The sequence below is a fragment of the Pseudomonas parafulva genome, from assembly GCF_002021815.1.
Classification (GTDB): Bacteria; Pseudomonadota; Gammaproteobacteria; order Pseudomonadales; family Pseudomonadaceae; genus Aquipseudomonas; species Aquipseudomonas parafulva_B.
In genome coordinates this window covers 1,228,965-1,254,997 of sequence record NZ_CP019952.1, presented here as the reverse complement: position 1 = coordinate 1,254,997, position 26,033 = coordinate 1,228,965, and the positions used below count along the sequence as shown (strand labels likewise).

The following is a 26,033-nucleotide window of genomic DNA, read 5'->3' as shown; positions in this document are numbered from 1 at the left end:
CTCGGGCATGGCACCAGGACCTGCATTTCAGCCAGCGCTTACCTCACGCGTTCCCGGAAAGCTTCAACCTGGCCGCCTGGGTGAAATCCAGCATCCGGTTCAGCGGCTTGATGGCCTTGGGCACCAGGGCTGGGTCGACGAAGATCTCGTCCCCGCCACTGCGCAGGCAATGCAGCACGCGCTCCAGGGTGTTCATGGCCATCCACGGGCAGTGGGCACAGCTGCGGCAGGCCGCGCCGTTGCCGGCAGTGGGCGCCTCGATGAAGACCTTGTCGGGGCATAGCTGCTGCATCTTGTAGAAGATGCCGCGGTCGGTGGCGACGATAAAGGTCTTGTTAGGCAGCGTCTGGGCAGCCTTGATCAACTGGCTGGTGGAGCCCACCGCATCGGCCAGGTCGATCACCGACTCCGGCGACTCGGGATGGACCAGCACCGCGGCGTCCGGGTACAGGGCCTTCATGTCGGCGAGCTGACGCGACTTGAACTCCTCATGAACGATGCAGGCACCGTCCCACAGCAGCATGTCGGCACCGGTCTGCTTCTGGATGTAGCGACCCAGGTGCTGATCGGGGCCCCAGATGATGGTCTCGCCGTTATCCATCAGGCTTTCGACGATTTCCAGCGCGCAACTGGAAGTGACCACCCAATCGGCCCGTGCCTTCACGGCAGCGGAGGTGTTGGCGTAAACCACCACGGTACGCTCGGGGTGCTGATCGCAGAAGGCAGAGAATTCTTCGATGGGGCAACCCAGATCAAGCGAACAGGTCGCTTCAAGCGTGGGCATCAATACGCGTTTGTGAGGAGTGAGAATTTTGGCGGTTTCACCCATGAAACGCACGCCGGCTACTATCACCGTCTCGGCCGGGTGCTGCTTGCCAAAGCGGGCCATTTCCAGCGAGTCGGACACACAGCCGCCGGTTTCCTCCGCCAGGGCCTGGATCACCGGGTCGCAGTAGTAATGGGCAACCAGCACGGCATTCTGCGCCTTGAGCTCGGCAGCGATGGCCGCACGGTATTCGGCCTGCTGCTCGTCCGTCAGCGGGTTGGGCTGCTTGGCGTCGAGGTGAGCCTGTACCAACAGGCGTTCGGAAATCTGGGTCATGATCGCTGGACCTGCAAGCGCGTGCGCGCATCAAATCGAGTGTATCACCCGGCCCTGGCAGATCGGCTAAGGGCGCCGGACGGCGCAGGCCGCCACGGCCCTCTGCGGGCGCGGATTATTATGGAGGCCGAAGGCTACAGAGAAACCCAAGATTTCTAAAGCGGTTTTTATCCAGCCCTTACCCGCCCTCGTACCAGCGGCTCAAGGGCAGGTAAAGCCGGGCACTCAGCGTTGCGGCGAGAGCATTGCCAGCCGTGTATTGACGAACGCGGCAAAGGCTTCGAGCGTCATTTTCTGGCCATTGAAATCGACCATGCCATCGGCATAGTGCAACGAGCTGATCACCTTATCGCCTTCCACCGTAGCCAGGCCGCTCTGCACGCCCATCAAGCCGACCATCTCTCCTGCCTGGCCAGACTGCGTGGCGATGGCCTGGGCATCGGTCTGACCGTCGAGCAGGGCCTGCAAGGTCGCCAGGTCTCCTAGCATTGGCTTGGACAAGGACAGTTTGCTGGTGACCTGCGTCACCATCTGCTTCAACGCCTGATCTTGTGGCAAGTCGAAGGAAGACGGCGCGTCGAAGTCCATGGCCAGGTTGAAGTGGCTCTCGCCATTGGCGGTCTTGAGGCTCAAATCTTCGAGCGCCACCTTGGGTTTTGCGGCCAGCAGCGTGCGCAAGTCACCTTGGAATTTAGCCTTTTCAGCTTCGGTCATGTTGATCTGTGGCGCCGACTGCCCGGCAGCTGCCGCTGCCTCGAACTCAGGCAAATGCGCCGCATACCAGTTACTCAACGCCTGCAGCGCGGGCGCATGAATGGACTTGAAGCCGACGATCATCTGGACCTTGCCGACCGCTCGCCCATCCCAGGTGATGTCCCCAAGTTTGTATTCGACACGCCCGCCAAAGGTGTCGGGACCTTCGAGGCTTTGCAGGGTACTGAGCTCTCCCCCCTTGATGACCAGCGCCTGCTGCCTGGGCCCGAGGATAATCTTGGTCTCGGCCAGATAAAGGTCAGCGTTGCCCGAGAACAGGTTGTCATGCGCAGTCGCCGCCAGCTTGCCACCCAACTTCAGCCCATTGAGCTCGAAGATGACGGGAGGTTGGTCTTCGCTCACCAGCTTCATCAGAAAGTGATCGGCTTCGCCATGGAAGCGCGAATCCTTGCCGTCGCGATCCCCGCTGACCCCAAGCTCCATGCCCGAGAACGCCAGGCTGGTGCCGTTGGCATCGTCGAGCTTGACCGGCGCCAGGCGAACCTGGCTGTCGACACTGCCGCCGTACCCCATGCTGGTCTGGGCGCTGAACGGCACGCGGTCCCCGGCTGCTGCGTACCAGGGCGCCGTGACATCGTCCTTGTCCAGCGTGGTGTTGCTCAGCGCCAGCACTGGCAAAAGCTTGAAGGTCTTGACGCGGGACCATGGAAACGGGCCGTGCTCGATCTGATCGGTCACGCCCACGTCAAAATTCATGACCTGCTGGCTGCTGGCACGCACATCGCGAGCGATCACACGGTAGTGTGCCGTACTGCTGAACCAGCGCTGGTCCAGCGATACCAACTCGATGCGTACGCTGCCACCTGTGTTCACCAGCGACTTTTGCAGCTGCGCGTTGCTCAGGGCCAAGGCATGGTCCAGCTCACTCGGCAGTAGCTTGCCGGTGTACCAGGCGCCGCCAATGACCACTGCGGCAAAGGCCACCGCTACGCCGGACAGAATTGCTACTGAAGTCTTCTTCATGAATAAAACCGATTGATGTCCATAAAGGCTCGCACATCGCCTGCGCAGCCAGGAAAATGCAGCATATCACCGAAGGCCAGGCAGGTTGGCGGCAGTTCCAGGCAGGAAATCGTGCAACCCGTTGCACAGGCCCACTTCAAAGATGTCAATTTTTACGAACACGCTTATGGCCTTAGCAGTGAAAATAAAGACTACAGAGACGCTCGAATGCGTTGATTCCTCGATAAAAAGCGGACCCTCGAAACACCTTGTCACGTTTAACTTGACACCCGAGACCCTATCGTTTTTTATTTTGATCACTTGCGTGATCCCGTCACGCCTCTGCTGCTCCTACATAAAGGTGAACAATATGGAGCCCACCCGCTCGCCGCTGCTGCTTGCGCCCTTCGCTGTGCCTGTCTTTCAAGCCCTCGCCTTGGAGCCACGCCAGCATGCAGCCTGAATCCTACGCACCCGAAGCCGGCCAACTGCGCAAGACCTTGCGTCTGTGGCATGTAATCATCATTGGCCTGGCGTACCTGACGCCCATGACCGTGTTCGACACCTTTGGCATCGTGTCAGGCATCACCGCAGGGCACGTACCGAGCGCCTACATCCTGGCCCTTGCCGGGATCCTGTTCACGGCCGTCAGCTATGGCACCCTGGTCAAGCGCTTTCCTCAGTCGGGCTCGGCCTACACATACACCCAGCGTGCCATCAATCCACACGTGGGCTTTCTTGTGGGCTGGTCCTCTTTGCTGGACTACCTGTTGCTGCCCATGGTCAACGCCTTGCTGGCCAAGCTGTACCTGTCTGCCATGTTTCCCGAGGTGGCGCCGTGGGTCTGGGTCGTGGCCTTCGTGTCCCTGATCAGCCTGATCAACATGCGCAGCGTCAATCTGGTTGCGCATTTCAACCTGCTGTTCGTCGGCGTGCAGGTGGCGATCATCGCAGTGTTCATCTACCTGTGCATACGCGGCCTGGACCAGGGCGAAGGGCTGGGCACGGCATGGAGCCTGTTGCCCTTCGCCGACCAGCAGACCCACCTGAGCGCCCTGGCGGCAGGCGCAACCATTCTGTGCTTCTCGTTCCTGGGTTTCGATGCGGTCACGTGCCTGTCCGAAGAAACGCGTGACCCGGCCAAAACCATACCGCGGGCCATTTTCCTCACGGCATTGATCGGCGGCGTTGTATTCATCACCGTTTCCTACTTCATCCAGGCCTATTTCCCCACCATGGCACGCTTTCACGATCAGGAAGCCGCGCTGCCGGAAATCGCCCTGTACGTGGGCGGCAAGCTGTTCCAGTCGGTCTTCATCGCGTGCACGGTAATCAACACCATCGCCTCGGGGCTGGCGTCGCAAACCAGCGTGTCGCGCCTGCTGTATGTCATGGGCCGTGACAAGGTCATACCCGCGAGCGTTTTTGCGCGGTTGCATTCGCGTTACAAGACACCCGTACTGAACATTGCCGTGGTAGGGGTGATTTCGCTGTCGGCCATCTTCTTCGACTTGGTCACCGCCACCTCCATCATCAACTTCGGTGCATTGGTAGCGTTCAGCTTCGTCAACTTGTCGGTGATCAATCACTGCTACCTGCGAGAGGGCAATCGCCGAGGGCTGGCCAACCAACTGAAGTACCTGGTACTGCCCACCACTGGCTTCTGTATCATCGTTTCGCTGTGGCTGGACCTGAACATGCACTCGCTGCTGTTCGGCGGGATCTGGGCCACGTTGGGCCTGGTGTACCTGGCCTGGTTGACCAAGGCGTTCCGTGCGGCGCCGCCCAACTGTATCGCCGAGGGATGACGCGTACCGACCATGCACAGCTCAACCACAACCGGTTTCTTCGACATCACCACTGAGCAGGGCCTGCTGCGCACCTCGATCGCGGTCACGCTGTTCATCGCCTGCATCGGCATTGCCTTTGGCTTGGCGTCGGGCTCGTTTTCCATCGTGTTCGACGGCGTCTACTCGCTGGTCGATGCCAGCATGAGCGGGCTGTCGCTAATGGTGGTCAGGCTGATCACCTCCCATGCCAGCAGCCTGCAGATGTCGCGCAAACTGCGTGAGCGCTTCACCATGGGCTTCTGGCACCTGGAGCCAATGGTGCTGGCACTCAATGGCATCCTGCTCAGCGGGGTCGCCATCTATGCCCTGATCAACGCCGTGAGCAGCCTGCTGGAGGGTGGCCGTCACTTGGAGTTCGGTATCGCCATGGTCTATGCGGCGCTTACCGTCACCGCCTGCGTGACCATCGCGGTGATCGAGGGCAAGGCCAACCGCAAGCTGCGCTCTGATTTCGTCGCCATGGACGTCAAGGGCTGGGTGATGTCCGCCAGCATCACGGCGGCGCTGCTGATCGCCTTCTGCTTTGGCTATGCCGTGCAGGGTACATCGCTTGAATGGGTATCGCCCTACATCGACCCGGCGGTGCTGGCACTGGTCTGTCTGGTGATCGTGCCGCTGCCGATGTCGGTCGTTCGCCAGGCGTTGGCGGATATCTTTCTCGTCACGCCGGGCGATCTCAAGCAGCATGTGGATGTGGTTGCGCAGGCTTTCGTTGAACGCCATGACCTGCAGTCCTACCGCGCCTATGTGGCCAAGGTGGGGCGCTCACGGGAGATTGAGCTGTACTTCATCGTGCCGCCGCAAATGGCGGCCAAGACCATCGAGCAGTGGGATGCCTGGCGCAACGAGATCGGCGAGGCCATCGGCGGCGAAGGGCCCAACCGCTGGCTGACGGTGGTGTTTACCGGCGACCCCGAGTGGGCCGAATAGACATCAGCACTCAGCCACGCAGGCGTTCGATCAGCGGCAGCGCTTCGATTTCAGGCCGGGCGAAATAGTAGCCTTGCATCAGCTCGATACCCAGGGCTGCCAACGCCTGGCACTCGGCTTCTGTTTCCACGCCTTCGGCGACCAGCAGAATGTTCAGCCGCTGCGCCACCAGCACGATGCCTGCCACAATCACCTGGCGCACCGGGTCGGCCCCAAGGTTGCGTGTCAGCGCCATGTCCAGCTTCAGCAGGTCCGGTTGAAACTCGGCAAGCAGGTTCAAGCCCGAGTAGCCTGACCCGAAATCGTCAATGGCCGTGGTGAATCCCTGCCGGTCGTACTCGCGAAAGATGGACTTCAGGTGTTCGGTGTCCTCGACCCGTTCGCCTTCGGTCACTTCGAAGATCAGCCTGTCGGCCGGAAAATCGAACTGCCTGGAGGCCTCGAGCGTTGCACGAATACAGGTGGCGGGACGGTACACGGCGTTGGGCAGGAAGTTGATGCTGAGCTTGCAATCCTGCACCCGATTGAGCCCAAGCTCGGAGGCTTTTTCGATGGCCTTGACCCGGCAGGCCTGGTCGAAGCGATACAGGTTATCGGGTGTGACCTTGGCCAGCACCTGCGCAGCCCCCTCCCCCGCTACACCTCTGACCAGCGCCTCGTAGGCGTACGGTTTACCCGAAGGTTGGTGAACGATAGGTTGGAAGGCCATGGTGATGCCGAAGCCGAGGTCCGCCATCTCACGGCATTGCTTGCAACCCACAGCTTCGAAAGGCTGCGCAAAGATCAAATCAGCCATGGTGTCTCCGGCAGCTTGATGAAGAGAAAGTAGCGCTGGAATAACACGATCGTTAGAACGTCAGGGCAGCGTTGTTGGCACTTTGACAGCATGCTTGCCCAGAGGTGCGGTGCGCAAGGTGAAGACCAGACAAAAAGGCCTGGCAGCTCGGATTCATTGGGCTTGAGCGGGCAACTCGGTACACTGGCGCCCGATATAACAGCTGACGACACGGACAACTTCGACATGACTGTCTTCAACCACCGGGGCGGCGAGTACCTCACCGTCGGTGATGCACGCCTTTATTACGAACAGCTGGGCGCACCTGACGCACCAGTACTGATCCTGCTGCATGGCGGGCTTGGACATATCGAAACCTTCAACGCCATTACTCCGCATTTAGCCCACCGCTGGCGCGTAATCGGCATCGACAGCCGCGGCCAGGGCATGTCCACCTTGGGCAGCGCACCACTCACCTATGAACGCATGCAGCACGACGTAGAGCGGGTGATCGAGCATCTGGCCCTTGAACGCGTCAGCCTGATCGGGCACAGCGATGGCGGAATCGTCGCGTTGCGCATGGCTGCCTCGCAGGCTGTGACGGTCGATAGGCCCGTCACCATCGGGGCTCACTGGGCGCTGGGCGAGAACGACCCTGCGCGGGCCCTCTACGAGGGTATTACCGCCGCGAAGTGGAGCGGCCTGTTTGCCGAAGATGTGGCTCGCTATGAGGCGATCAACCCGCAACCGGACTTTGCAAGGTTGCTGGAGGCCGTGCGGGGGATGTGGCTCGATGACAGCGAGCACGGTTATCCCGCAGCCAGCGTGGGTGGCATTTCCGCGCCATTGCTGGTAGTGCGTGGCGATCGTGATCGCCTGGTTTCACGCGCCAATGCCCTGGAGCTGGTAGAGCAAGTGCCTGGGGCGCAGCTGTTGAACCTGGCGCTGGCTGATCACTCACCTCATGAAACGCACCCGCAATGGCTACTGCCTGTGGTGGAAGCTTTTTTGAATCAGTGATGACGAGAGGCGAAAGCGGTCATCGCTTAACGCCCCTTTGCCCGGTACCTGCTTCCCACTACCGGGCTACGCCTTGGGCGCCATGTCGATGACCGCACAGCGACCATTGGCCCTGACTTTCTGCACCACGTGCGCCCTGTCGACAAAGACGTTGATCTCGCAACTGCCTGAATGCTCTACATCCTGCCAATACTCCCGGTGTACCAATTGGCCATTTTCAGGGCCGGTGTAGGTGCCCGCAGCCTCCCGGGAGATATACGTGCTGTCGCGCACGTACCTGAGCACAACCATGTCCTGATCAGGTGCCACCATGATGACCCTGGGCACACCGAAATAGTCGATCAGCTCACCGACCGGGCGGCCTTTCCACGCACTGGTTGCCTCAAGTGACGAGCAACCGCTAAGCAGGACAGCGCCCAGGCAAAACACGAGCAGACGGATCATGGCTTCTCTCCTTGGTGGCCAGTTACTTGGCAGGCATCTGTGTGAAGGCGTGGTCGATCTGCCTGATGACCTCGGCCCTGAGCGCTTCGCGGTTCGTTATCTCAAATAGCTGGGGGCCAGCGCGGCTCAACTGCGAAGCTGACATCACACCCAGGTGCTCCATTTTGAGCGCTTGGCGCTCAGCTGGCTTGCAGATGAAATTACGGCTTTGCGCCAACCACGCTTGTTGATCGCCCTGCCATTGATTGGAGAACTTGGCCCTGCGCAAGGTATTGGCCACGCTGCTGAAGTCGAGCGCCCCTGTGACACGGGCCCGCTTGTTCTTGCAATCGACTTCGACGTCGTAGACCGTGAAATCGGGCTTGCCGGGCTGCTGGTCAAACAGGTAGACGCCCACGGATTTGGCGCCGCCGGGGCGCTCGTAGATGTTACTGGGGTCGCCATCTGCAAGGTACACCTTGCTCTTGCCCAGGCTGGCTTGATGATGCACTACCCAGTAATCGCCCTTTTGGGCATTGTCCGCATGGACGGATAAGGCACCCAACAGGAGTGCAAGCGACAGCAGTTGTTTCACTGGGGAGCGCATGACTGGCCATCTCTCTGCCATTACTTAGACGGAACATTTTCCCATCCGCAGTAGTGGGCAAAGGGCTATCTAGTACACCTGGAGTAGGGGTCGCCTGCTGAGACTTCATCAGAGGCCACCTTGCACGTGAAACACTGCCCATGAATGAGGCAGTGTCACTGCAGACAGACTACGGCCCAGTACTTTGACCAGAAACGAAAAAGCCCGCCGATGAGGGCGGGCTTTTCGTACAGATTTCACACAGAAGCGAACTGACTGTTCGATCCATACAATTGCTTTACCTGACGCTGACCCGGTGGTCTAGCTTAAGTATTCGCAACCGCTGCGAAGATGGTGGGTCGTGTAGGATTCGAACCTACGACCAATTGGTTAAAAGCCAACTGCTCTACCAACTGAGCTAACGACCCGTTGGATGGCGCGTATAATACTGATTTCTATAGAGAAATCAACACCCCACAATAAAATTTCTTAAAAATAGCGCGTCGGGTCCGCCACGGCGGCTGCCTTGAAGCCGTCAGCGCGCAAGCGGCAGCTGTCGCACTTGCCACAGGCACGCCCGTCGTCATCAGCCTGGTAGCACGACACAGTCAAGCTATAGTCGACCCCATGCGCCACGCCGGCCTGGACGATCTGGGCTTTGCTCATGTTTTGCAAGGGCGCCTGAATGCGGAACCCCTGCCCTTCGACCCCTGCCTTGGTAGCCAGATTGGCCATGCGTTCGAAGGCTTCGACGAATTCGGGGCGGCAGTCCGGGTAGCCGGAATAATCCACGGCATTGACACCGATGAAAATGTCACGGGCTTGCAGCACTTCGGCCCAGCCCAGCGCCAGCGACAGAAACACCGTGTTGCGCGCTGGTACGTAGGTCACCGGGATACCCTCCCCTGGCGTTTCCGGCACATCGATGCTGCTGTCGGTCAGGGCCGAGCCACCGATGCCGTCCAGGTTCAGCCCGATCACCTTGTGCTCTACCACGCCCAGGTCCTTAGCGACCCGTGCCGCGGCGTTGAGCTCGGCGCGGTGACGCTGGCCGTAGTCGAAGCTCATGGTATAGCAGGCATAGCCCTGGGCCTTGGCCATGGCCACGACCGTGGCCGAGTCCAGACCACCGGACAGAAGAATTACTGCGCGTTTATCAGTCATGTCTCACTCTCTTGCTCAGCGGCCAGGTTCGTCGTTCCACAACAGCTTGTGCAGCTGAAGCTGGAAACGCACAGGCAAGTTGTCGGCAACGATCCAGTCGGCCAAATCAGTGGCACTCACCTGGTGGTGGCTGGGCGAGAACAATACTTCGCCGGCGCGCTCGGCCAGGTTGTACTGAATCAACTTGGACACCGCCCAGTCGTAGTCTTCGCGGGAGCAGATGACGAACTTGACCTGGTCGTTGCGCGTCAGGTGCTCGATGTTCTCATAGCGGTTGCGGTGCGATTCTTCCGAACCTGGAGTTTTCAGGTCGACGACGCGGCTGACACGGGTGTCGGTGCCGGCGATATCGAGCGCTCCGCTGGTTTCCAGCGAGACTTCGTAACCGGCGTCGCACAGGCGCTGCAACAGGGGCAAGGCGTTAGGCTGGGCGAGGGGCTCGCCGCCCGTCACGCAGACATAGCGCGGCTTGAAGCCGGCCACCTGTTCAAGGATCGAATCCAGGCTGCGAAGGGTGCCGCCACTGAAGGCATAGGCGCTGTCGCAGTATTGGCAGCGCAGGGGGCAACCGGTGAGCCGCACGAATACCGTGGGCAGCCCAGCCGTTCGTGTTTCACCCTGCAACGAGTAAAAGACTTCGGTGATGCGTAATGTATCTTGCATGATCGCCACGGGCGTGACAGCAAAACAGGCTGCCCGCCTCCGTCAGGCACTGGCACAGACTCGACATAGCGTTATCCGTGACAGCGTGTTTACGAAAAAAGGGCGGTGATTCTAACGAAAAAACCCGCGCCAGGCGCGGGTTTCTTTCGAACGGGGGGCAAGCGCCGCATTACTTCACAGCTTTTGCAGGTCTCGCTGCGCCAGTTGCGCAGCCGATGTGCCCGGGTATTGGGTCACCACCTGCTGAAGAATGCCCTTTACCTTGTCCGTGTGGCCGAGACGACGCTCGACGTCGGCCAGTTTGTACAAGGAGTCTGGCACCTTGCTGTGTTTGGGGTACTTCTGGCTTACCTGGGCAAACGCCTGGCTTGCGCCCTGCAGGTCACCCTTGGCCAGGTTCACTTCGCCCAGCCAATACTGTGCGTTACCGGCATATTGGCTGCTGGGGTACTTGCGCAGGAAGGCGTTGAACGCCTGGCTGGCTTTGTCGAAGTCTTTTTGCTTGATCAGGTCGAAGGCAGCATCGTAGTAGAGCTTCTCCTTGGCCGGATCACCGGGCTCGCTACTGGCGGCCGGTTGTTGGGCAGCAGCACCGGCTGCAGCCCCCGCGGCGGCGCCAGAGGCACCACCGGCGGAAGAATTGTCAGGGGTCGCGGCAGGCGCGGCGCCACTGTTGATGCGACGGTCCAGGTCCTGGTATCGCTCCAGGTTTTCCTGCTTCATGCGAGACACATCGTTTTGCAACTCTTCGATGATGCCTTGCTGGCGGGAAAGCTGATCCTGCATCTGTTGCAGCTGCATGAACAGCTGGCCCTGTGCAGAGGCAGGGGCCGAAGCCCCTGACCCGGCATAGGCGCCGCTCGTGCCATAACCCGCAGGCGGATAGCTGCCTGTGTTGTCATCTACTACAGGGACTGCAGCCCACGCCGAAAGGGGCAGGCTGAGTGCGAGGACGGTTACTGCACGACGGCACTTGCGCATAGGAACTTACTTACGCAGTTCTACGCGACGGTTTTGAGCCCAGGACTGCTCGTCGTTGCCGGTAGCAACTGGACGCTCTTCACCGTAGGAAACCACTTCCAGCTGAGCAGGGGAAACGCCCTGCAGAACCAGGTAGCGCTGAACGGCCTTGGCACGACGCTCACCCAGAGCCATGTTGTACTCGCGGGTGCCGCGCTCGTCGGTGTTGCCTTCCAGGACAACGCGGTTGCCGTTGGCTTTCAGGTCCTTGGCGTGAACGTCCAGAGCGCGCATGGCTTCTGGCTTCAGGTCCGAGCTGTCGTATTCGAAGTAGAAGGTGGTGATTGCGCGCAGAGCGGCTTCTTCGCTCAGGGAACCGTCGACTGCGCCGGTGTTGGCACCGTAGCCAGCGTTCGGGTCAACGGCGCCAGCGCCTTCACCTGCGTTGTCACCGCCCTTGGAGGAGCAACCTACAGCCACAGCCATGGCCAGAGCCAGCGCAGCGAATTTACCAAACTTCAGCATTTCCATCGTGAAACTCCTAATGAAACCCCAGTGTGTTAAGCAAAACGTATTACGCCGCAATCAGTTCAGGTAAGGGGACCAGGACGGTTCTCTGACTTCGCCTTGAGCGGTAGGAAGTGGGAGCCTCACGCGGCCATTAAGCGACACGAGCATCAAGACTCCCCGGCCCTGCTGGCGGGTGGCGTAGATTAGCATGGTGCCGTTGGGCGCAACAGTGGGAGACTCATCAAGACTTGTTTCCGAGAGAATCTTTACACTTCCGCGTTGCAAGTCCTGGGCGGCAACTTTGAAGTTGGTGAAACCCTGTTGGCGGTGAATCATCACCAGGGTCTTTTCATCCGCCGAGAGTTTAGGGTTGGCGTTGTAGTTACCCACGAAGGTTACGCGCTCGGCGCTGCCGCCACTGACCGACTGTTTGTAGATCTGCGGCTTGCCGCCACGGTCGGACGTGAAGTACAGGGTGTTGCCGTCTTTACCCCAGAATGGCTCGGTATTGATGCCAGGGCCGGCGGTCACGCGGCTGATCTGACGCGAAGCCACGTTCATCACGTAGATGTCCGGGTTGCCATCCTTGGACAGCACGAAGGCCAGGCGCGAACCATCGGGCGACCAGGCAGGTGCGCCATTGAGGCCCTCGAAGTTGGTGACCTGTTCACGGCGACCGGTATCGATGTGCTGGACGAAGATACGCGGGCGCTTCTGCTCGAACGACACATAGGCGATGCGTTTGCCATCGGGCGCAAAGCGCGGCGACAGGATGGGCTCGCGGGACTGCAGCAGGGTCACGGCGCGAGCACCGTCATAGTCCGAACGCTGCAGGGTGTAGCGCGTGTTGTTGGTGGAGAAGCGCTCGGCCGTCACGTACAGCATGCGCGTGGAGAAGGCACCCTTGATACCGGTGAGCTTCTCGAACGACTGGTCGGCGATGTAGTGCGACATGTCGCGCAACTGGTCGGTGCTGCCAGCGACGCTGCCGGTCAGGACCTGCTGCTCGGTGGCGACGTTGAACAGGGCGTATTGCACCTGCAAGCGCCCACCGGAGGGCACGATGCTGCCGACCATCACGTACTGGGCACCCAGCGCCTTCCAGTCGCGGAAGATGACTTCACTGGCCTGGGATGGCTGGCTGATCATGTTCTGGCGCGGGATAGGCGAATAGTAGCCGGAGTTGCGCAGGTCGTTGCCGATGATGTCGGCCATGTCTTCAGGCAGCACACTGCCACCCTGAACAGCGAACGGCACCACCGCAATTGGCGTTGCCCGGTCACTGCCACTGGTGACCAGGATGTTCTTTTCCTCTGCTACGGCCATGCCTGCCACGCAGCACAGCATGACCAGCAGTCCTCTCAGACGTTTAATCACAACGCTAGATCCTCAGGTGTAAATGTCATCTTGAACGAGCGATATTGGTTGAAATCGCTCGGCTTCATGCCCTGCATTTCAGTCAGGCGACCGATGTTTTTCACCGCTGCCACCGCCGAGCTGTCGTAGGGGCCGTCACCGCTTGACCGGGCCACACTGACGCTGGTGATGGTGCCATCGGGCAACATGCTGATCTGCAGTACCACCGTCATGCCTTTACGCGCCGATGGCGGGCGAGCCCAGCCTTCTGCCGCGCGCATGCGGATCAAGTCGTCGAAGTCGCCGGCCACTTGGTCACCCTGCTCATCGGCCAGCGCCTGCTGCCGCTCGGTGGTGTCGGACAAGAGCTCGGCCAGGGCCTGTGCCTTCTTGTCTTCAGCCGCCTTGCGAGCCGCTTCCTGTGCCTTTTTCTTCTGAGCATCGGCCGCGGCCTTCTTCTTGGCGTCTTCGGCTGCCTTCTTCTTCGCTTCTTCGGCCGCTGCCGCCTTCTTCTTGGCGTCTTCGGCCGCTTTTTTCTTCGCATCCTCGGCGGCCTTCTTCTTGGCCTCCTCGGCAGCTTGCTTCTTCGCCTCTTCAGCGGCCTGTTTCTTGGCCTCTTCTTCGGCTTTTTTCTTCGCTTCTTCCTCGGCCTTCTTCTTGGCGATGTCAGCCTGCTGTTTCTCGGCCGCTTTCTTTGCCTCATCGGCCTTCTTGGCTTCAGCCGCTTTCTTGGCCTCGGCGGCTTTGGCAGCTTCAGCGGCCTTGGCGGCGTCCTCGGCTTTCTTGGCCTCGGCTGCCTCGCGTGCCTCCTGGGCCTTTTGAGCAGCGTCGGCTTTCTTTTGTTCCGCAGCTTTCACCGCTTCCTGCTCGACCTTCTTCTGCTCAAGCTGCTCGACCTCGGTCTGGCGCGAAGCGGTTTTCTTGGCTTCCCCGGCAATCTTCTGATTGGTCTGAGTGGTGGCCTGGCTCTTGGACTTGAGCTGATACAGCGTAGCCTGAACGATCGGCTTGGACGGCGGCAGTTCGGGCGTCATGGCAAAGCTTACGAACAGCATGCCGAATACCAGCACATGCAGGCCGATGGCCCAGATACTGGGCCAGAAGTAGCTTTCCGAGGCAGAGGGCTCGCGCTGTTGCATCAGGGCGCCTCGGTAATCAGGCCGACGTTACCGACACCGGCTTTCTGCAGCCCGCCCATGGCGCCCATGACCGCGCCGTAGTCCACCGCCTTGTCGCCGCGGATGAATACCTGGGTCTGCTTGCCCTGGTCGCGGCCGGCCGCGATGATCTTGGTGACGGCGTCGGTCATGGCCGGCAGGGTCATGGCCTTGTCCATCTGCTTGTCGGTATCGACTTCGCTGCCAAGGTTCCAGTAGTAGGTCTTGTCGGCCTTGATGGAAATGGTAAGGATCTGGACGTTGTTGTCCTGCGGCAAGGCTTCGCTGGAAACCTTGGGCAGGTCGACCTTCACGCCCTGGTTGAGCATGGGCGCCGTCACCATGAAGATGACCAGCAGCACCAGCATCACGTCGATGTAGGGCACCACGTTCATCTCGGCGACGGGCTTGCGTTTGTGGCGAACTCGGGCCATGGGCTTCTACCTGATTACTCTTCGCTGGTGTGCACTTTGCGGTGCAGGATCGCCTGGAATTCGTCGGCGAAGGTGTAGTAACGGCCGATCAGCGTCTCGCTGCGGGCCGCGAAGCGGTTGTACGCAATCACCGCCGGGATGGCCGCGAACAGGCCAATGGCCGTGGCGATCAACGCCTCGGCGATGCCCGGTGCAACGGTGGCGAGCGTGGCTTGCTGGGCGCTGGCCAGGCCGCGGAAGGAGTTCATGATGCCCCATACGGTACCGAACAGGCCGATATAGGGGCTGGTCGAACCCACGGTCGCCAGGAACGGCAAACTTTGCTCGAGCTTTTCTTCTTCGCGGGAAATGGCAACGCGCATGGCACGGCCAACCCCTTCCATCACGGCATCCGGGTCAACGCCGGGTTGCTGGCGCAGGCGGGAAAATTCCTTGAAGCCTGCACGGAAGACCTGCTCCACACCCGAGTCCGGGTCCGGGTTGCTACCGGCCTGGCGGTACAGCTTGGACAGGTCGATACCCGACCAGAAGCGCTCCTCGAAAGCATCGAGCGCACGACGACCGGCGCGCAGCATGGTGCTGCGCTGGAAAATCATGATCCACGAGGTGACCGAGGCGGCCACCAGGGTCAGCATCACCAGCTGCACCACGACGCTGGCGTTACTGACCAGACTCCACATGGAGGTATGGTCGACGACGTTAGCTTCCACGCTTATTCTCCTGCATTCGATTGATTACCCGAGCCGTCTGCCGCAAAGGCGTCGCGCAGCTGGGGAGGTATGGCTCGGGGTTTGAAAGTGTCGGCGCGCACAGCGGCTATCAGGAACCGCCCTTCGCAGAGCAGCGTGTCGTCCCTTTCCCGCCACACTTGCTGCACGAAGTGCAAGCTGGCGCGATTGAGTTCAAGTACGTGCGCGGTCACCCGCAATTCATCGTCCAGCCGCGCCGGCGCGTGGTAGCGCGCTTCGCTGGAATGGACCACGAACAGCAGGTTGTCGTCAGCCAGTTGCGACTGGGAAAAGCCCAGGTGCCGCAAGCGTTCGGTGCGCGCGCGCTCCATGAATTTCAGGTAGTTGACGTAATACACCACGCCACCGGCATCGGTATCTTCGTAATAGACGCGACAACGGTGTGTGAACGGTTCCAGGCCTTTTTGCGCGCGCATACTCTAGTGCTTACTCCTCGGCTTGCCAATCCGCTCTGGCAACTGTTTTTCAACATTCATGTCCAGGTGCCAACGCCCCCGCTGCATGCCAGCGGTAGGACCACGAAAAGCGTGTTTCGATCTGTCATTCATCACCCGGCTCGGAAAAATCCGCGCCCTCCCCCAACCGCCCGGGAACATTCAGGCCGAAGTGCAGGTAGGCGTGCCGAGTCACCACACGGCCACGGGGGGTGCGCATGATGTAGCCCTGCTGGATGAGATAGGGCTCGAGCACGTCCTCGATGGTGTGACGCTCTTCGCTGATGGCGGCGGCAAGGTTGTCGACACCGACCGGGCCACCGTCGAACTTCTCGATCATGGTCAGCAGCAGGCGCCTGTCGGAATGGTCGAAGCCGCGCTCATCGACGTCCAGCAGGTTGAGCGCCATGTCGGCCACGGCCTTGGTGATCTGGCCTTTGCCGCGCACCTCGGCGTAGTCGCGTACCCGCCGCAGCAAGCGGTTGGCAATGCGCGGCGTGCCACGGGCACGGCGTGCGATCTCGTAGGCACCGAGGTCCTCGATGACCAGCCCCAGGATGTTGGCCGAACGGCTGACGATGGTGGCCAGGTCCTTGTCGCTGTAGAACTCCAGCCGCTGCACGATACCGAAACGATCGCGCAGCGGGTTGGTGAGCATGCCGGCGCGCGTCGTGGCCCCGACCAGTGTGAAAGGTGGCAGGTCGAGCTTGATCGAGCGGGCCGCCGGGCCTTCGCCGATCATGATGTCGAGCTGAAAGTCTTCCATGGCTGGGTAGAGCACTTCTTCGACGACCGGCGACAGCCGGTGGATCTCATCGATGAAGAGCACGTCATGAGGCTCAAGGTTGGTCAGCATGGCGGCCAAGTCGCCAGGGCGCTCGAGAATCGGCCCCGAGGTGCTTTTGACCGACACCCCCATTTCGTGGGCGATGATGTTGGCCAGGGTGGTCTTGCCCAGGCCTGGCGGCCCGAAGATCAGGGTGTGGTCGAGCGACTCGCTGCGCCCACGCGCCGCCTGGATGAACAACGCCATCTGCTCGCGCACCACGGGCTGGCCGATGTACTCCTCCAGCCGCAATGGCCGGATGGCGCGATCCTGGACTTCTTCGCGGTCGCGGCCACTGGCAGCGATCAGGCGGTCGGCTTCGATCACTTGGTAATCATCCCCTTGAGGCTGCGACGAATCAGCTCTTCACTGGAAAGCCCCGACTTGTCCTTGATCGCGCCGATGGCCTTGCTCGCTTCCTGAGGCTTGTAGCCCAGGGATACCAGGGCGCTGACCGCATCCGCCTCGGCGCTGGACTCGCTGGCGGCCGGCAGTGGGCCATCGGACACCAGCGTGAACATGGCCGGTGACGTTTCCCAGGCCTTGAAGCGGTCCTTGAGCTCGACCAGCAGGCGCTCTGCTGTTTTTTTGCCTACGCCGGGTACGCGTACCAACACCGAGGCGTCCTGGGCTTGCACGCAGCGCACCAGCTCATCGATCTCGAGCCCGGACATCAGTGCCAGGGCCAGCTTGGGGCCTACACCGTTGAGCCGAATGAGTTCGCGGAACAATTCGCGCTCGCGCTTTTCGGCAAAGCCATAGAGCAGGTGGGCGTCTTCGCGCACCACAAGGTGTGTGTGCACTGTCACCGGTTCGCCGACCTTGGGCAGGCGATAAAGCGTCGTCATGGGGACTTCCAGTTCGTAGCCCACGCCATTGACGTCGATGATGAGGTGCGGCGGCTGCTTTTCCGCCAGGGTGCCGCGCAAACGTCCGATCACGTTTCGATCCTTTTCACGGGGAGCTGCTCGATGGCCGCTCAACCCTATCAGCAAATACGGCAGGCGGACGCTCCACCTGCACAAAATGTGTATCAGCGCATGAAGCGCTTACAGACGCAAGCGCCCACCGCGCCGACGCGCCGTCGACAGCCCATGGGGCACCAGACTCGAACGGGTGTGGGCATGGCACAAGGCGATGGCCAGCGCGTCGGAAGCATCGATCTGGGGCTTCTGGGTCAGCTTGAGCAGGTGCATGACCATCATCATCACCTGGTCCTTGTTCGCCCCGCCGGTACCGGCCACCGCCTGCTTGACCTGAGTGGCGCTGTACTCGGCGATTTCCAAGCCTGCTTCAGCCGCGGCGACGATGGCCGCGCCTCGGGCTTGTCCCAGTTTGAGGGCGGAATCGGCGTTGCGGGCCATGAACACCCGCTCGATGCCCATGGTCACCGGGCCGTGCTGGCCGATGACTTCGCTGACCCCCCGAAACACGATCTGCAAGCGCTCGTGCAGTTCACCACTGCCTGTGCGGATGCAGCCTGAGGCCACGTACTCGCAACCACGTGCGGTCTGGCGGACGACGCCATAACCTGTGATGCGCGAGCCGGGGTCGATACCTAGAATCAGAGTCATAGCGCCTGTCGTTGAAGTGAAGCGGTGTGCAAACAGTACAGGCCCTTTCGCAGATCAACCCCCTGGCCAGGTCGCATGTGTCGCCACCTGTACCACGGGTGCCCTGCGAAAGGGCCTGTACGACGCCCGGAAGCGTCAGTATGGCGCGCCGGAAAGCCCTCAGCCGAGGTTTTCCATGATCTCGTCGGAAATCTGCGCATTGGAGTAGACGTTCTGTACGTCGTCCAGGTCTTCGAGCATGTCGATCAGCTTGAGTACCTTCTCGGCGCCCTCCTGATCAAGTTCGGCGCTGGTGGTCGGCTGCATCACGATTTCGGCGTCGGCCGCCTTGAAACCGGCCTCTTCCAAGGCATTGCGCACGGCGTAGAAGCTGTTGAACGAGGTGAACACGTCAAACGAGCCGTCCTCGTGGGCCACCACGTCGTCGGCATCGGCCTCCATCGCCGCCTCCATCAAGGCATCCTCCTCCAGGCCCGGTGCAAAACTGATCTGCCCCTTGCGCTCGAACAGGTAGGCGACCGAGCCATCGGTGCCCAGGTTGCCCCCGCACTTGGTAAAGGCATGGCGCACGGCTGCAGCTGTGCGGTTGCGGTTATCGGTCATGGCCTCGACCATGATCGCTACACCGCCCGGCCCGTAACCTTCATAGGTGAGCTCTTCGACGTTGTCGCTTTCGTTCGTGCCGGCGCCACGGGCCACTGCGCGATCGATGATATCGCGGCTCATGTTGGCGCCCAGGGCCTTGTCCAGCGCCAGGCGCAGGCGCGGGTTGGAGGCAGGGTCCGGGCCGCCTTGCTTGGCAGCGACTGTCAGCTCGCGGATCCACTTGGTGAATACCTTGCCCCTCTTGGCATCCTGGCGCTCTTTGCGGTGCTTGATGTTCGCCCACTTGGAATGACCCGCCATAACGACTCCCGATCCGTGTAACAGAAACAGGTTCCGCCCCGAAGGGCGGAACGTGGAAAGACTGCGCCAAAGCGCGTGGGCGCAACCGCCGGCTGCGCCCGGGCCGATTACTCGACCTTGGTCTGCTCGCGCAGACGGATGTGCAGCTCACGCAATGCCTTGGCATCGACCATGCCCGGCGCCTGGGTCATGACACACGCGGCGCTCTGGGTTTTCGGGAAGGCAATCACTTCACGAATCGACTGGGCGCCGGTCATCAGCATGACCAGGCGATCCAGGCCGAAGGCCAGGCCACCGTGAGGCGGTGCACCGAACTTCAGGGCATCGAGCAGGAAGCCGAACTTCTCTTCCTGTTCCGCCGCCTCGATACCCAGCAGGCGGAACACGGCCTGCTGCATTTCCTTGCGGTGGATACGGATCGAGCCGCCACCGAGTTCGGTGCCGTTGAGCACCATGTCATAGGCACGGGACAGGGCCGTGGCCGGGTTGGCTTCCAGTTCCTCGGGCGTGCACTTGGGCGCGGTGAACGGGTGGTGCAGCGCGGTGAAGCTGCCGTCTTCGTTTTCTTCGAACATGGGGAAATCGACGACCCACATCGGCGCCCACTCGCAGGTGAACAGTTCGAAGTCGTGACCCAGACGAATACGCAGGGCGCCCAGCGCTTCGCTGACCACCTTGAACTTGTCGGCACCGAAGAACACGATGTCGCCGTCAACGGCGCCCACGCGGTCGAGGATGGTGTTGAGATTGGCCTCGGGGATGTTCTTGACGATCGGCGACTGCAGACCTTCAACGCCCTTGGCACGCTCGTTGACCTTGATGTAGGCAAGGCCACGGGCACCGTAGATGCCGACGAACTTGGTGTATTCGTCGATCTTGCTGCGCGGCATGCTGGCGCCGCCTGGCAGGCGCAGCGCGGTGACGCGGCATTTAGGATCGTTGGCGGGGCCGGCGAATACCTTGAAGTCCACGTCCTTGAGCTGGTCGGCGACGTCAACCAGCTCCAGCGGGATGCGCAGGTCTGGCTTGTCGGAGCCATAGCGACGCATGGCTTCCTCGAAGGTCATGTGCGGGAATTCGCCGAATTCCAGGTCCAGCACTTCCTTGAACAGCTTGCGGATCATGCTCTCGGTCAGGCCCATGATCTCGGACTCGTCCAGGAAGCTGGTCTCGATGTCGATCTGGGTGAATTCCGGCTGGCGATCGGCACGCAGGTCTTCGTCGCGGAAGCACTTGGCAATCTGGTAGTAACGATCGAAACCGGCGACCATCAGCAACTGCTTGAACAGCTGCGGCGACTGCGGCAGGGCGAAGAAGCTACCGGCGTGGGTACGGCTTGGCACCAGGTAGTCGCGCGCGCCTTCAGGGGTGGCGCGGGTCAGGATCGGCGTTTCCACGTCGAGGAAGCCGTTTTCGTCGAGAAAGCGTCGAATGCTGCTGGTGATGCGCGAACGCAGGCGCAGCTTGTCGGCCATCTCAGGGCGACGCAGGTCGATGAAGCGGTAGCGCAGACGCGTTTCTTCACCAACGTCGGAGTATTCGTTCAGCGGGAACGGCGGGGTTTCGGCTTCGTTCAGCACATTGAGCTGGTAGCCGAGGATTTCGATGGCACCGGAGGCCATGTTGCTGTTCACCGCACCTTCCGGGCGACGGCGGACCTTGCCGGTGATCTGCACGACATACTCGCTGCGCACACGGTCTGCTGCGGCGAAGGTGTCGGCGCGATCCGGATCGAAAACGACCTGGGCCATGCCCTCGCGGTCACGGATGTCGAGGAAGATCACCCCGCCGTGGTCCCGGCGACGATGGACCCAGCCGCAAAGGGTGACTTCCTGGCCGTCCAGGCTCTCGTTCAGTTGGCCGCAATAATGGCTGCGCATCATGATGGTGGTTTCGCTTCTCGTGATTCGTGTATTCGATGGAGGCCTTGGCCGCCCGGAGGGCTAATACTGCAAGACCCGGTCATAGCATTCAACTCAGTCGGCCTTGTCGCCGCCTGCCAGATTCTTTTTCGCACCGGTCTTGAAGTCGGTTTCGTACCAGCCGTTACCGCTCAGGCGAAAGCCGGGTACCGACAGCAGTTTCTTCATCGCCGGCGCCTGGCAGGCCGGGCAATCGGTGAGCGGCGCGGCGCTGATTTTCTGCAGCACTTCCATACGGTGCTCGCAGGACGCACATTGATAGTCGTAAAGGGGCATGGATGTCTCTCGTCAACCATAACGCTGGCTGCCTGGGCAGCAAAAGGCGGGATTATATATGGTTAACCAGCGCTGCGCAGCCCGCCGGGCAATCAGTGCGACGTCGGTGGCTGCTGCAACCAGGCAACGCAGATCACCCGTATCAGCCCGCTGAAGTTGCGCACGCCCCCCTGGCGCAGGTGCACCTCACGGTCGACGTAGGACAACACCGCACTGACCGAGCACTGGTTGGCAGCGGCAATGCGCTCGAGGATACCCCAATACACGGCTTCAAGGCGCAGACAGGTGGAAAAACCATTGAGCCGCACCGAGCGGGAAACAGGCTGGGTCTGCAACATGTCGAAATCTGCCGTGAATGGGTCGACGCATTGTTTGCCGGGCCAGCGCCCCTGACCTGCCGTCCGCTTGCCAGACTGAGCCATCTGCACACCTCCTGATGATTGAACCAAGGGGTGTATCAAGCGCCGAACGCGCCAGTGCAGAGCAGCGGCAAACCCTTCCCGCACAGAAACCGGCAGGCCTGCCCAGTCACCCTGGGCAGGCCTGCCGGCACGGTCCGGCTATTTCTCGTCGAGCAACACGCGCAGCATCCATGCAGTCTTTTCGTGGACCTGCATGCGCTGGGTCAGCAGATCGGCGGTGGGTTCATCGCTGACCTTGTCAACCGCTGGGAAGATACTGCGGGCGGTGCGCACTACCGCTTCCTGCCCTTGCACCAGTTGCCGGATCATCTCGTCGGCTGGGGGAACCCCCTCCTCTTCCTTGATCGAAGAGTGCTTGGCGTAGAACGCGTAGGACCCAGGCGCCGGGAACCCCAGGGCGCGGATGCGCTCGGCAATGGCGTCCACCGCCAGCGCCAGCTCGTTGTACTGCTCCTCGAACATCAGGTGCAGCGTACGGAACGAGGGCCCGGTGACGTTCCAATGGAAGTTGTGGGTTTTCAGATACAGCACGTAGGTATCTGAAAGCAGGCGGGAAAGCCCATCGACGATGGACTTGCGATCTTCTTCACTGATGCCGATATCGATTGCCATGATGCTCCCCTCCGGAAAACGTGAAACCCAAGCGGGTGCCGACCACTTTAGCAACACTCTGAGCGCCGCGCCTCTGTCAGGTGGCCGCAGGCACAGGGCGCCGGGTGCAGTTTGAGTAGCCTGCAGGTTTACGGTTAAATAGGCAGCGTGCCATTCGTGCGGACTGCAATTGCCGAATGCATAGGCTGAAGGCCACGTGTTCGCGCCAACACTTCATGCGCACCGGGCCGTCAGCTCTTCCCGTGATCAGCTTCAATCAATGTGAGCCAATCCCATGTTCAAGATCGTCCACCTGGTGACAGGCGCGGCAGCCTTGCTGCTAGCGTTCATACCCAGTCTTAAAACCGAGGCAACGCCTTTCCTGCAACAACCCGACGCGGTCTACCTGGCCCTGTTCGGCTTGCTCAACCTGATCCTGGCGCCTGTCCTGCCGCTGTACTACCGAGGTGCCAGGCAGCAGCTGCAATACCTGGCCTGCGCCCTGCTGGTGGTGGCCGTGGTGCTGCAGACCCTTACCGTGCTGGCTCGACCGGAGCTTGGCAACCTCGCGGCGCTGGTGTGCGCCGCTCTGGCCGTGGTCCTGCACCTGGGCGCAGGCTTTGCCCAGGGCACGCGCAAGGTACGCAGCAGCCAACAGCCACTGACGGAGGCCGGCAACCGAGATATGGGCACGGTCAAGTGGTTCAATACGTCCAAGGGGTTCGGGTTCATTTCCAGGGACTCAGGCGATGACATCTTCGTGCACTTTCGCGCCATCCGCGGCGAGGGCCATCGCGTCCTGGTAGAGGGTCAACGCGTCGAGTTCTCGGTCATGCACCGCGACAAGGGCCTGCAGGCCGAGGATGTGGTCCCCGTCACGCGCCGCTGACAGGCGAGCAGGCTTCAACACGTTGAAACCAGGCCTGTCGCTTCGCCCATGGGTGCGACAGGCCTGAGGACCAGATGATCAATAGTGAGGCGGCGGCGCCTCTTCACCCTCGCTGCCATACTGACCTGCTATCTCTTCGTAACGTTTGATCAACTCGGCCATCTGCAACTGCAGCCGCTCGATCACGCGCCCTTGCTCGACCACCACATCGTTGAGCGCCTGCAGGGTGTCGTCCTGGAATGCCTGGCGCGTTTCCAGCTCGATCATTCTCGGCTCAAGCGACATCGGCGGCCTCCTGGAAACCTTCGAGGTGTAGATTTCGTACGCGGGCGCGTATCGCCTGTACTTGTGCGTCGGTATAGGCCACGGCCGGGCATTTGCCCCAGACCGGTGCAGGCCAGGCCACATCATCGAGCTGGCGAACGATCACGTGCATGTGCATTTGGCTGACCACATTGCCCAGCGTCGCCACGTTCATCTTGTCAGCCCCGTAGCTGCGCTTGAGCGCCTCGGCAAGCTGCGTGGTTTCCTGCCAGAGCAGGTGCTGGTCATCCAGGCTCAGGTCGAACAGTTCGCTGACCTCGGCACGGCGGGGCACCAGGATGAACCAGGGGTAGTTGGCATCTCGGCTCAGCAGCAACTGGCACAGGGCGAAATCGCCCAGCACCCAAGTGTCCTGCTGCAAGCGTGGATCAAGAACGAACACGGCGTACCTCCTTCAGGCAAAGCGACCCGCACGGGTGGCGGTAAAAACGGCAGCAAGGATACCTTGCGCAATTGCGGTAACACAGCGCTACTTTTCGCACCAATAAGGTGCTTCGCCACGTCAACTGACTCCCTAGCCCACCACAATTGACACCGCATTAACATGTTGCGGTAACACATTGACTTTGATAGCAAGCTAGCCAACTGAATAGCCCGGCCGGGCGGGCTTGAGGTGCAGTGCGACCAACCCCCGTGTTTACGGCGGTTGAAACGAATTCCTGAAAATTTTGTGAAAAATTCATCAATGCCAGCCCAAGTTGAGCACGCTTGTTGCATTGCCTTCACCCCAAGTCGGCATGCTCTCTGAAACACCTGCACACCGGGCGTCACCACCCTCGGATGCGACGCTGAATTGCCCGACAGCGACACGGCCAAAAAGTTCCATCAAGAGTGCTTTACGCCATATCGCCAACGACCTTCAGCGTGCTATACATTTTCGCCGACATAACAAGAAAGAGCTGCACCCTATAACTAGAACACCTGGATGCAGCGGTACTCTTCCTAAAAAAACCAAAGGAGCAAGTCACGATGCGCGTGATGAAGTGGAGCATGATCGCCCTGGCCGTTTCGGCGGGGTCCTCGCAGATGGCACTGGCCTCTTCGCAGGATGAGTCCAAAGGTTTCATTGAAGACAGCAAGCTGAGCGTCAAAACTCGCATGCTGTATTTCAGCCGTGATTTCCGCAACAACGAAGGCGGCCAGAGCCGCCGTGAAGAAACCGGCCTCGGCTTCGTGGGTACTTATGAGTCGGGCTTCACCCAGGGCACCGTGGGCGTGGGTATCGACGCCATTGGTATGCTCGGCCTGAAACTGGACAGCGGCAAGGGCCGTGCTGGCACCGGCCTGTTCCCGAACGGCTCGGACGGCCGTGCACAGGATGACTACTCCAAGGGTGGCGGCGCGGTTAAATTCCGTATCTCCGACACCGTACTGAAAGTCGGCGACCAGTTCACTGCCCTGCCAGTGTTCGCCACCGACGACAGCCGCCTGCTGCCGGAAATCGCCCAGGGCGCGTTGCTGACCAGCAACGACATCAAGGGCCTGACCCTGCACGCGGGTCGCTTCACCAGCCTGACCGGTCAGGAACAGACCAACCGTGACAGCCTGCGCCTGAAAGAAGCCGACGTATTCGGCGGCACCTATGCCTTCACCGACAGCCTGTCCACCAGCCTGTACTACTCCAAGGTCGAAGACTACTGGCGCAAATACTACGCCAACGTCAACTGGGCGCTGCCGCTGTCGGACAAGCAAGGCCTGGTGTTCGACTTCAACTTCTATGACACCAAGAGCGACGGCCAAGGCCTGCAGCGCGCCGAAAAAGACGGCGTGACCAAGCTCGACAACCGTGCGTTCAGCCTGTCCGGTGCGTACAACATCGGCGCCCATACCTTCACCCTGGCCTACCAGAAAGTGACCGGCGACGGCGACTATGGCTACGGCGTCGACGGTGGCGGCACCGTGTTCCTGGCCAACTCCGTGGCCCGTTCCGACTTCAACGCCGAAGGCGAGAAGTCCTGGCAGGCTCGCTACGACCTGAACTTCGCCGAGTACGGCATTCCAGGCCTGAGCTTCATGACCCGCTACGTGCGTGGCAGCGGCGCCGACACCGGCACCACCAGCAACGGCAAGGAATGGGAACGCGACATCGACATCAAGTACGTGATGCAAGAGGGCCCTGCCAAGGACCTGAGCTTCCGCGTTCGTCAAGCCACCTACCGTTCTTCCGATGGCGTCTACTACGGCTCCCCATCGCTGGACGAGCTGCGCCTGATCGTGGAGTACCCGCTGAGCATCCTGTAAGCCTGGCTTGCAACGCTGCGCACCTGAAAAGCCCGGCCACCGCGCCGTAATGCAGTTCACTTAGGGCCGCTTCGCAGCCCATCGCGGCACAAGGCCGCTCCCACACTGACCGCGTGATGCCCTAGTTGGGGTACTCACAGGGCTTGTAGGAGCGGCCTTGTGCCGCGATGGGCCGTGAAACGGCCCCAGCGGTATTGAGTGAACAGCCTTACGGCGACCGTGCCGGGCTTTTT

General features: G+C 60.9%; 29 protein-coding genes and 1 tRNA gene. 5 read left to right on the top strand and 25 right to left on the bottom strand.

All coding sequences use genetic code 11. The annotated features are described in order from the left end of the window. Positions 1-43 precede the first annotated feature (43 nt). Entirely contained in the window at positions 44-1,102 is a 1,059-nt protein-coding gene (nadA, locus tag B2J77_RS05615) for a quinolinate synthase NadA (RefSeq protein WP_058604303.1), read from the bottom strand. A 225-nt stretch (positions 1,103-1,327) separates the two neighbouring features. Then, positions 1,328-2,839 (bottom strand): YdgA family protein, encoded by a 1,512-nt coding sequence (locus tag B2J77_RS05610; protein WP_078478138.1) that lies wholly within the window; start codon positions 2,837-2,839, stop codon positions 1,328-1,330. A gap of 431 nt (positions 2,840-3,270) precedes the next feature. On the opposite strand from B2J77_RS05610, the gene B2J77_RS05600 reads away from it, so the two are divergent. Both B2J77_RS05600 and B2J77_RS05595 read left to right on the top strand, forming a co-directional pair. After that, positions 3,271-4,626 carry an APC family permease gene (locus B2J77_RS05600; RefSeq protein WP_078478136.1) on the top strand — a complete coding sequence of 452 codons (1,356 nt, stop codon included), beginning with the start codon at positions 3,271-3,273 and terminating at the stop codon, positions 4,624-4,626. Positions 4,627-4,638: 12 nt separating this feature from the next. Beyond that, a complete protein-coding gene (locus tag B2J77_RS05595) occupies positions 4,639-5,598 on the top strand; it encodes a cation diffusion facilitator family transporter (RefSeq protein WP_078478135.1) in 960 nt (319 codons plus the stop codon). Positions 5,599-5,608: 10 nt separating this feature from the next. Here B2J77_RS05595 and B2J77_RS05590 read toward each other — a convergent pair whose 3' ends face one another. Continuing rightward, positions 5,609-6,394, bottom strand: a complete 786-nt coding sequence (locus B2J77_RS05590) for an EAL domain-containing protein (protein WP_058638499.1) — start codon at positions 6,392-6,394, stop codon at positions 5,609-5,611. A gap of 225 nt (positions 6,395-6,619) precedes the next feature. Here B2J77_RS05590 and B2J77_RS05585 point away from each other — a divergent pair, with 225 nt between their 5' ends. Then, complete coding sequence (locus tag B2J77_RS05585; RefSeq protein WP_078478134.1) at positions 6,620-7,393, top strand: alpha/beta fold hydrolase; 774 nt, start codon at positions 6,620-6,622, stop codon at positions 7,391-7,393. A 66-nt stretch (positions 7,394-7,459) separates the two neighbouring features. Here B2J77_RS05585 and B2J77_RS05580 read toward each other — a convergent pair whose 3' ends face one another. From B2J77_RS05580 to B2J77_RS05485, 20 genes are all read right to left on the bottom strand, one after another. Beyond that, positions 7,460-7,837, bottom strand: a complete 378-nt coding sequence (locus tag B2J77_RS05580; protein WP_058638501.1) for a hypothetical protein — start codon at positions 7,835-7,837, stop codon at positions 7,460-7,462. A 22-nt stretch (positions 7,838-7,859) separates the two neighbouring features. Continuing rightward, complete coding sequence (locus B2J77_RS05575) at positions 7,860-8,423, bottom strand: hypothetical protein (protein ID WP_058638502.1); 564 nt, start codon at positions 8,421-8,423, stop codon at positions 7,860-7,862. 331 nt (positions 8,424-8,754) lie between these two features. Continuing rightward, a tRNA-Lys gene (locus B2J77_RS05570) sits at positions 8,755-8,830 on the bottom strand. A 61-nt stretch (positions 8,831-8,891) separates the two neighbouring features. Next, on the bottom strand, positions 8,892-9,566 hold the full coding sequence (gene queC, locus B2J77_RS05565; protein ID WP_058638503.1) for a 7-cyano-7-deazaguanine synthase QueC: 675 nt from the start codon (positions 9,564-9,566) through the stop codon (positions 8,892-8,894). A gap of 15 nt (positions 9,567-9,581) precedes the next feature. After that, the gene (gene queE, locus B2J77_RS05560) at positions 9,582-10,229 is read right to left on the bottom strand and encodes a 7-carboxy-7-deazaguanine synthase QueE (RefSeq protein WP_023536244.1); all 648 of its coding nucleotides are present in this window, start codon (positions 10,227-10,229) and stop codon (positions 9,582-9,584) included. Between the two features lie 174 nt (positions 10,230-10,403). After that, the gene (ybgF, locus tag B2J77_RS05555) at positions 10,404-11,210 is read right to left on the bottom strand and encodes a tol-pal system protein YbgF (RefSeq protein WP_058604311.1); all 807 of its coding nucleotides are present in this window, start codon (positions 11,208-11,210) and stop codon (positions 10,404-10,406) included. Positions 11,211-11,216: 6 nt separating this feature from the next. Beyond that, positions 11,217-11,720, bottom strand: coding sequence for a peptidoglycan-associated lipoprotein Pal (gene pal / locus B2J77_RS05550; protein ID WP_023536326.1), 504 nt, complete (start codon positions 11,718-11,720; stop codon positions 11,217-11,219). 54 nt (positions 11,721-11,774) lie between these two features. Beyond that, positions 11,775-13,046: a Tol-Pal system beta propeller repeat protein TolB gene (gene tolB, locus B2J77_RS05545; RefSeq protein WP_058604312.1), complete on the bottom strand. Its 1,272-nt coding sequence runs from the start codon at positions 13,044-13,046 to the stop codon at positions 11,775-11,777. Positions 13,047-13,072: 26 nt separating this feature from the next. Continuing rightward, on the bottom strand, positions 13,073-14,194 hold the full coding sequence (gene tolA / locus B2J77_RS05540) for a cell envelope integrity protein TolA (RefSeq protein WP_058638505.1): 1,122 nt from the start codon (positions 14,192-14,194) through the stop codon (positions 13,073-13,075). Continuing rightward, a complete protein-coding gene (gene tolR / locus B2J77_RS05535; RefSeq protein WP_003254760.1) occupies positions 14,194-14,646 on the bottom strand; it encodes a protein TolR in 453 nt (150 codons plus the stop codon). Before tolR ends, tolA begins: the two co-directional genes overlap by 1 nt. A gap of 14 nt (positions 14,647-14,660) precedes the next feature. Continuing rightward, positions 14,661-15,356: a protein TolQ gene (gene tolQ, locus B2J77_RS05530; protein ID WP_023536305.1), complete on the bottom strand. Its 696-nt coding sequence runs from the start codon at positions 15,354-15,356 to the stop codon at positions 14,661-14,663. 2 nt (positions 15,357-15,358) lie between these two features. Next, complete coding sequence (ybgC, locus tag B2J77_RS05525; RefSeq protein ID WP_058604314.1) at positions 15,359-15,811, bottom strand: tol-pal system-associated acyl-CoA thioesterase; 453 nt, start codon at positions 15,809-15,811, stop codon at positions 15,359-15,361. A gap of 124 nt (positions 15,812-15,935) precedes the next feature. Beyond that, a complete protein-coding gene (gene ruvB / locus B2J77_RS05520) occupies positions 15,936-16,982 on the bottom strand; it encodes a Holliday junction branch migration DNA helicase RuvB (RefSeq protein WP_023536242.1) in 1,047 nt (348 codons plus the stop codon). Beyond that, entirely contained in the window at positions 16,979-17,596 is a 618-nt protein-coding gene (gene ruvA / locus B2J77_RS05515; RefSeq protein WP_058604315.1) for a Holliday junction branch migration protein RuvA, read from the bottom strand. Before ruvA ends, ruvB begins: the two co-directional genes overlap by 4 nt. A gap of 108 nt (positions 17,597-17,704) precedes the next feature. Beyond that, positions 17,705-18,229, bottom strand: a complete 525-nt coding sequence (gene ruvC, locus B2J77_RS05510) for a crossover junction endodeoxyribonuclease RuvC (RefSeq protein WP_023536229.1) — start codon at positions 18,227-18,229, stop codon at positions 17,705-17,707. 159 nt (positions 18,230-18,388) lie between these two features. After that, on the bottom strand, positions 18,389-19,135 hold the full coding sequence (locus B2J77_RS05505; protein ID WP_058604316.1) for a YebC/PmpR family DNA-binding transcriptional regulator: 747 nt from the start codon (positions 19,133-19,135) through the stop codon (positions 18,389-18,391). Between the two features lie 107 nt (positions 19,136-19,242). After that, the gene (aspS, locus tag B2J77_RS05500) at positions 19,243-21,018 is read right to left on the bottom strand and encodes an aspartate--tRNA ligase (RefSeq protein ID WP_027914214.1); all 1,776 of its coding nucleotides are present in this window, start codon (positions 21,016-21,018) and stop codon (positions 19,243-19,245) included. Between the two features lie 93 nt (positions 21,019-21,111). Beyond that, positions 21,112-21,333 carry an FmdB family zinc ribbon protein gene (locus B2J77_RS05495; protein WP_023536249.1) on the bottom strand — a complete coding sequence of 74 codons (222 nt, stop codon included), beginning with the start codon at positions 21,331-21,333 and terminating at the stop codon, positions 21,112-21,114. 92 nt (positions 21,334-21,425) lie between these two features. Further along, a complete protein-coding gene (locus tag B2J77_RS05490; protein WP_027914213.1) occupies positions 21,426-21,755 on the bottom strand; it encodes a ribbon-helix-helix domain-containing protein in 330 nt (109 codons plus the stop codon). A gap of 138 nt (positions 21,756-21,893) precedes the next feature. Next, positions 21,894-22,367 (bottom strand): Dps family protein, encoded by a 474-nt coding sequence (locus B2J77_RS05485; RefSeq protein ID WP_023536324.1) that lies wholly within the window; start codon positions 22,365-22,367, stop codon positions 21,894-21,896. A 274-nt stretch (positions 22,368-22,641) separates the two neighbouring features. Here B2J77_RS05485 and B2J77_RS21755 point away from each other — a divergent pair, with 274 nt between their 5' ends. Continuing rightward, positions 22,642-23,235, top strand: coding sequence for a cold shock domain-containing protein (locus B2J77_RS21755; protein WP_058638507.1), 594 nt, complete (start codon positions 22,642-22,644; stop codon positions 23,233-23,235). 78 nt (positions 23,236-23,313) lie between these two features. Here the strand turns inward: B2J77_RS21755 and B2J77_RS05475 are convergent, their stop codons facing one another. Both B2J77_RS05475 and B2J77_RS05470 read right to left on the bottom strand, forming a co-directional pair. Next, the gene (locus tag B2J77_RS05475; RefSeq protein WP_058638508.1) at positions 23,314-23,520 is read right to left on the bottom strand and encodes a SlyX family protein; all 207 of its coding nucleotides are present in this window, start codon (positions 23,518-23,520) and stop codon (positions 23,314-23,316) included. After that, positions 23,510-23,941 carry an HIT domain-containing protein gene (locus B2J77_RS05470; protein ID WP_058638509.1) on the bottom strand — a complete coding sequence of 144 codons (432 nt, stop codon included), beginning with the start codon at positions 23,939-23,941 and terminating at the stop codon, positions 23,510-23,512. The genes B2J77_RS05475 and B2J77_RS05470 overlap by 11 nt, the downstream gene beginning before the upstream one ends. A gap of 587 nt (positions 23,942-24,528) precedes the next feature. On the opposite strand from B2J77_RS05470, the gene B2J77_RS05465 reads away from it, so the two are divergent. Continuing rightward, positions 24,529-25,800: an OprD family porin gene (locus B2J77_RS05465; protein ID WP_058604319.1), complete on the top strand. Its 1,272-nt coding sequence runs from the start codon at positions 24,529-24,531 to the stop codon at positions 25,798-25,800. Positions 25,801-26,033 lie beyond the last annotated feature (233 nt).

Excerpts from the sequence above, each read along its gene's own strand:
- nadA (WP_058604303.1), bottom strand. The coding sequence starts at position 1,102 with ATGACCCAGATTTCCGAACGCCTGTTGGTACAGGCTCACCTCGACGCC.
- B2J77_RS05610 (WP_078478138.1), bottom strand. The coding sequence starts at position 2,839 with ATGAAGAAGACTTCAGTAGCAATTCTGTCCGGCGTAGCGGTGGCCTTT.
- B2J77_RS05600 (WP_078478136.1), top strand. The coding sequence starts at position 3,271 with ATGCAGCCTGAATCCTACGCACCCGAAGCCGGCCAACTGCGCAAGACC.
- B2J77_RS05595 (WP_078478135.1), top strand. The coding sequence starts at position 4,639 with ATGCACAGCTCAACCACAACCGGTTTCTTCGACATCACCACTGAGCAG.
- B2J77_RS05590 (WP_058638499.1), bottom strand. The coding sequence starts at position 6,394 with ATGGCTGATTTGATCTTTGCGCAGCCTTTCGAAGCTGTGGGTTGCAAG.
- B2J77_RS05585 (WP_078478134.1), top strand. The coding sequence starts at position 6,620 with ATGACTGTCTTCAACCACCGGGGCGGCGAGTACCTCACCGTCGGTGAT.
- B2J77_RS05580 (WP_058638501.1), bottom strand. The coding sequence starts at position 7,837 with ATGATCCGTCTGCTCGTGTTTTGCCTGGGCGCTGTCCTGCTTAGCGGT.
- B2J77_RS05575 (WP_058638502.1), bottom strand. The coding sequence starts at position 8,423 with ATGCGCTCCCCAGTGAAACAACTGCTGTCGCTTGCACTCCTGTTGGGT.
- queC (WP_058638503.1), bottom strand. The coding sequence starts at position 9,566 with ATGACTGATAAACGCGCAGTAATTCTTCTGTCCGGTGGTCTGGACTCG.
- queE (WP_023536244.1), bottom strand. The coding sequence starts at position 10,229 with ATGCAAGATACATTACGCATCACCGAAGTCTTTTACTCGTTGCAGGGT.
- ybgF (WP_058604311.1), bottom strand. The coding sequence starts at position 11,210 with ATGCGCAAGTGCCGTCGTGCAGTAACCGTCCTCGCACTCAGCCTGCCC.
- pal (WP_023536326.1), bottom strand. The coding sequence starts at position 11,720 with ATGGAAATGCTGAAGTTTGGTAAATTCGCTGCGCTGGCTCTGGCCATG.
- tolB (WP_058604312.1), bottom strand. The coding sequence starts at position 13,046 with ATGCTGTGCTGCGTGGCAGGCATGGCCGTAGCAGAGGAAAAGAACATC.
- tolA (WP_058638505.1), bottom strand. The coding sequence starts at position 14,194 with ATGCAACAGCGCGAGCCCTCTGCCTCGGAAAGCTACTTCTGGCCCAGT.
- tolR (WP_003254760.1), bottom strand. The coding sequence starts at position 14,646 with ATGGCCCGAGTTCGCCACAAACGCAAGCCCGTCGCCGAGATGAACGTG.
- ybgC (WP_058604314.1), bottom strand. The coding sequence starts at position 15,811 with ATGCGCGCGCAAAAAGGCCTGGAACCGTTCACACACCGTTGTCGCGTC.
- ruvC (WP_023536229.1), bottom strand. The coding sequence starts at position 18,229 with ATGACTCTGATTCTAGGTATCGACCCCGGCTCGCGCATCACAGGTTAT.
- B2J77_RS05505 (WP_058604316.1), bottom strand. The coding sequence starts at position 19,135 with ATGGCGGGTCATTCCAAGTGGGCGAACATCAAGCACCGCAAAGAGCGC.
- aspS (WP_027914214.1), bottom strand. The coding sequence starts at position 21,018 with ATGATGCGCAGCCATTATTGCGGCCAACTGAACGAGAGCCTGGACGGC.
- B2J77_RS05495 (WP_023536249.1), bottom strand. The coding sequence starts at position 21,333 with ATGCCCCTTTACGACTATCAATGTGCGTCCTGCGAGCACCGTATGGAA.
- B2J77_RS05490 (WP_027914213.1), bottom strand. The coding sequence starts at position 21,755 with ATGGCTCAGTCTGGCAAGCGGACGGCAGGTCAGGGGCGCTGGCCCGGC.
- B2J77_RS05485 (WP_023536324.1), bottom strand. The coding sequence starts at position 22,367 with ATGGCAATCGATATCGGCATCAGTGAAGAAGATCGCAAGTCCATCGTC.
- B2J77_RS21755 (WP_058638507.1), top strand. The coding sequence starts at position 22,642 with ATGTTCAAGATCGTCCACCTGGTGACAGGCGCGGCAGCCTTGCTGCTA.
- B2J77_RS05475 (WP_058638508.1), bottom strand. The coding sequence starts at position 23,520 with ATGTCGCTTGAGCCGAGAATGATCGAGCTGGAAACGCGCCAGGCATTC.
- B2J77_RS05465 (WP_058604319.1), top strand. The coding sequence starts at position 24,529 with ATGCGCGTGATGAAGTGGAGCATGATCGCCCTGGCCGTTTCGGCGGGG.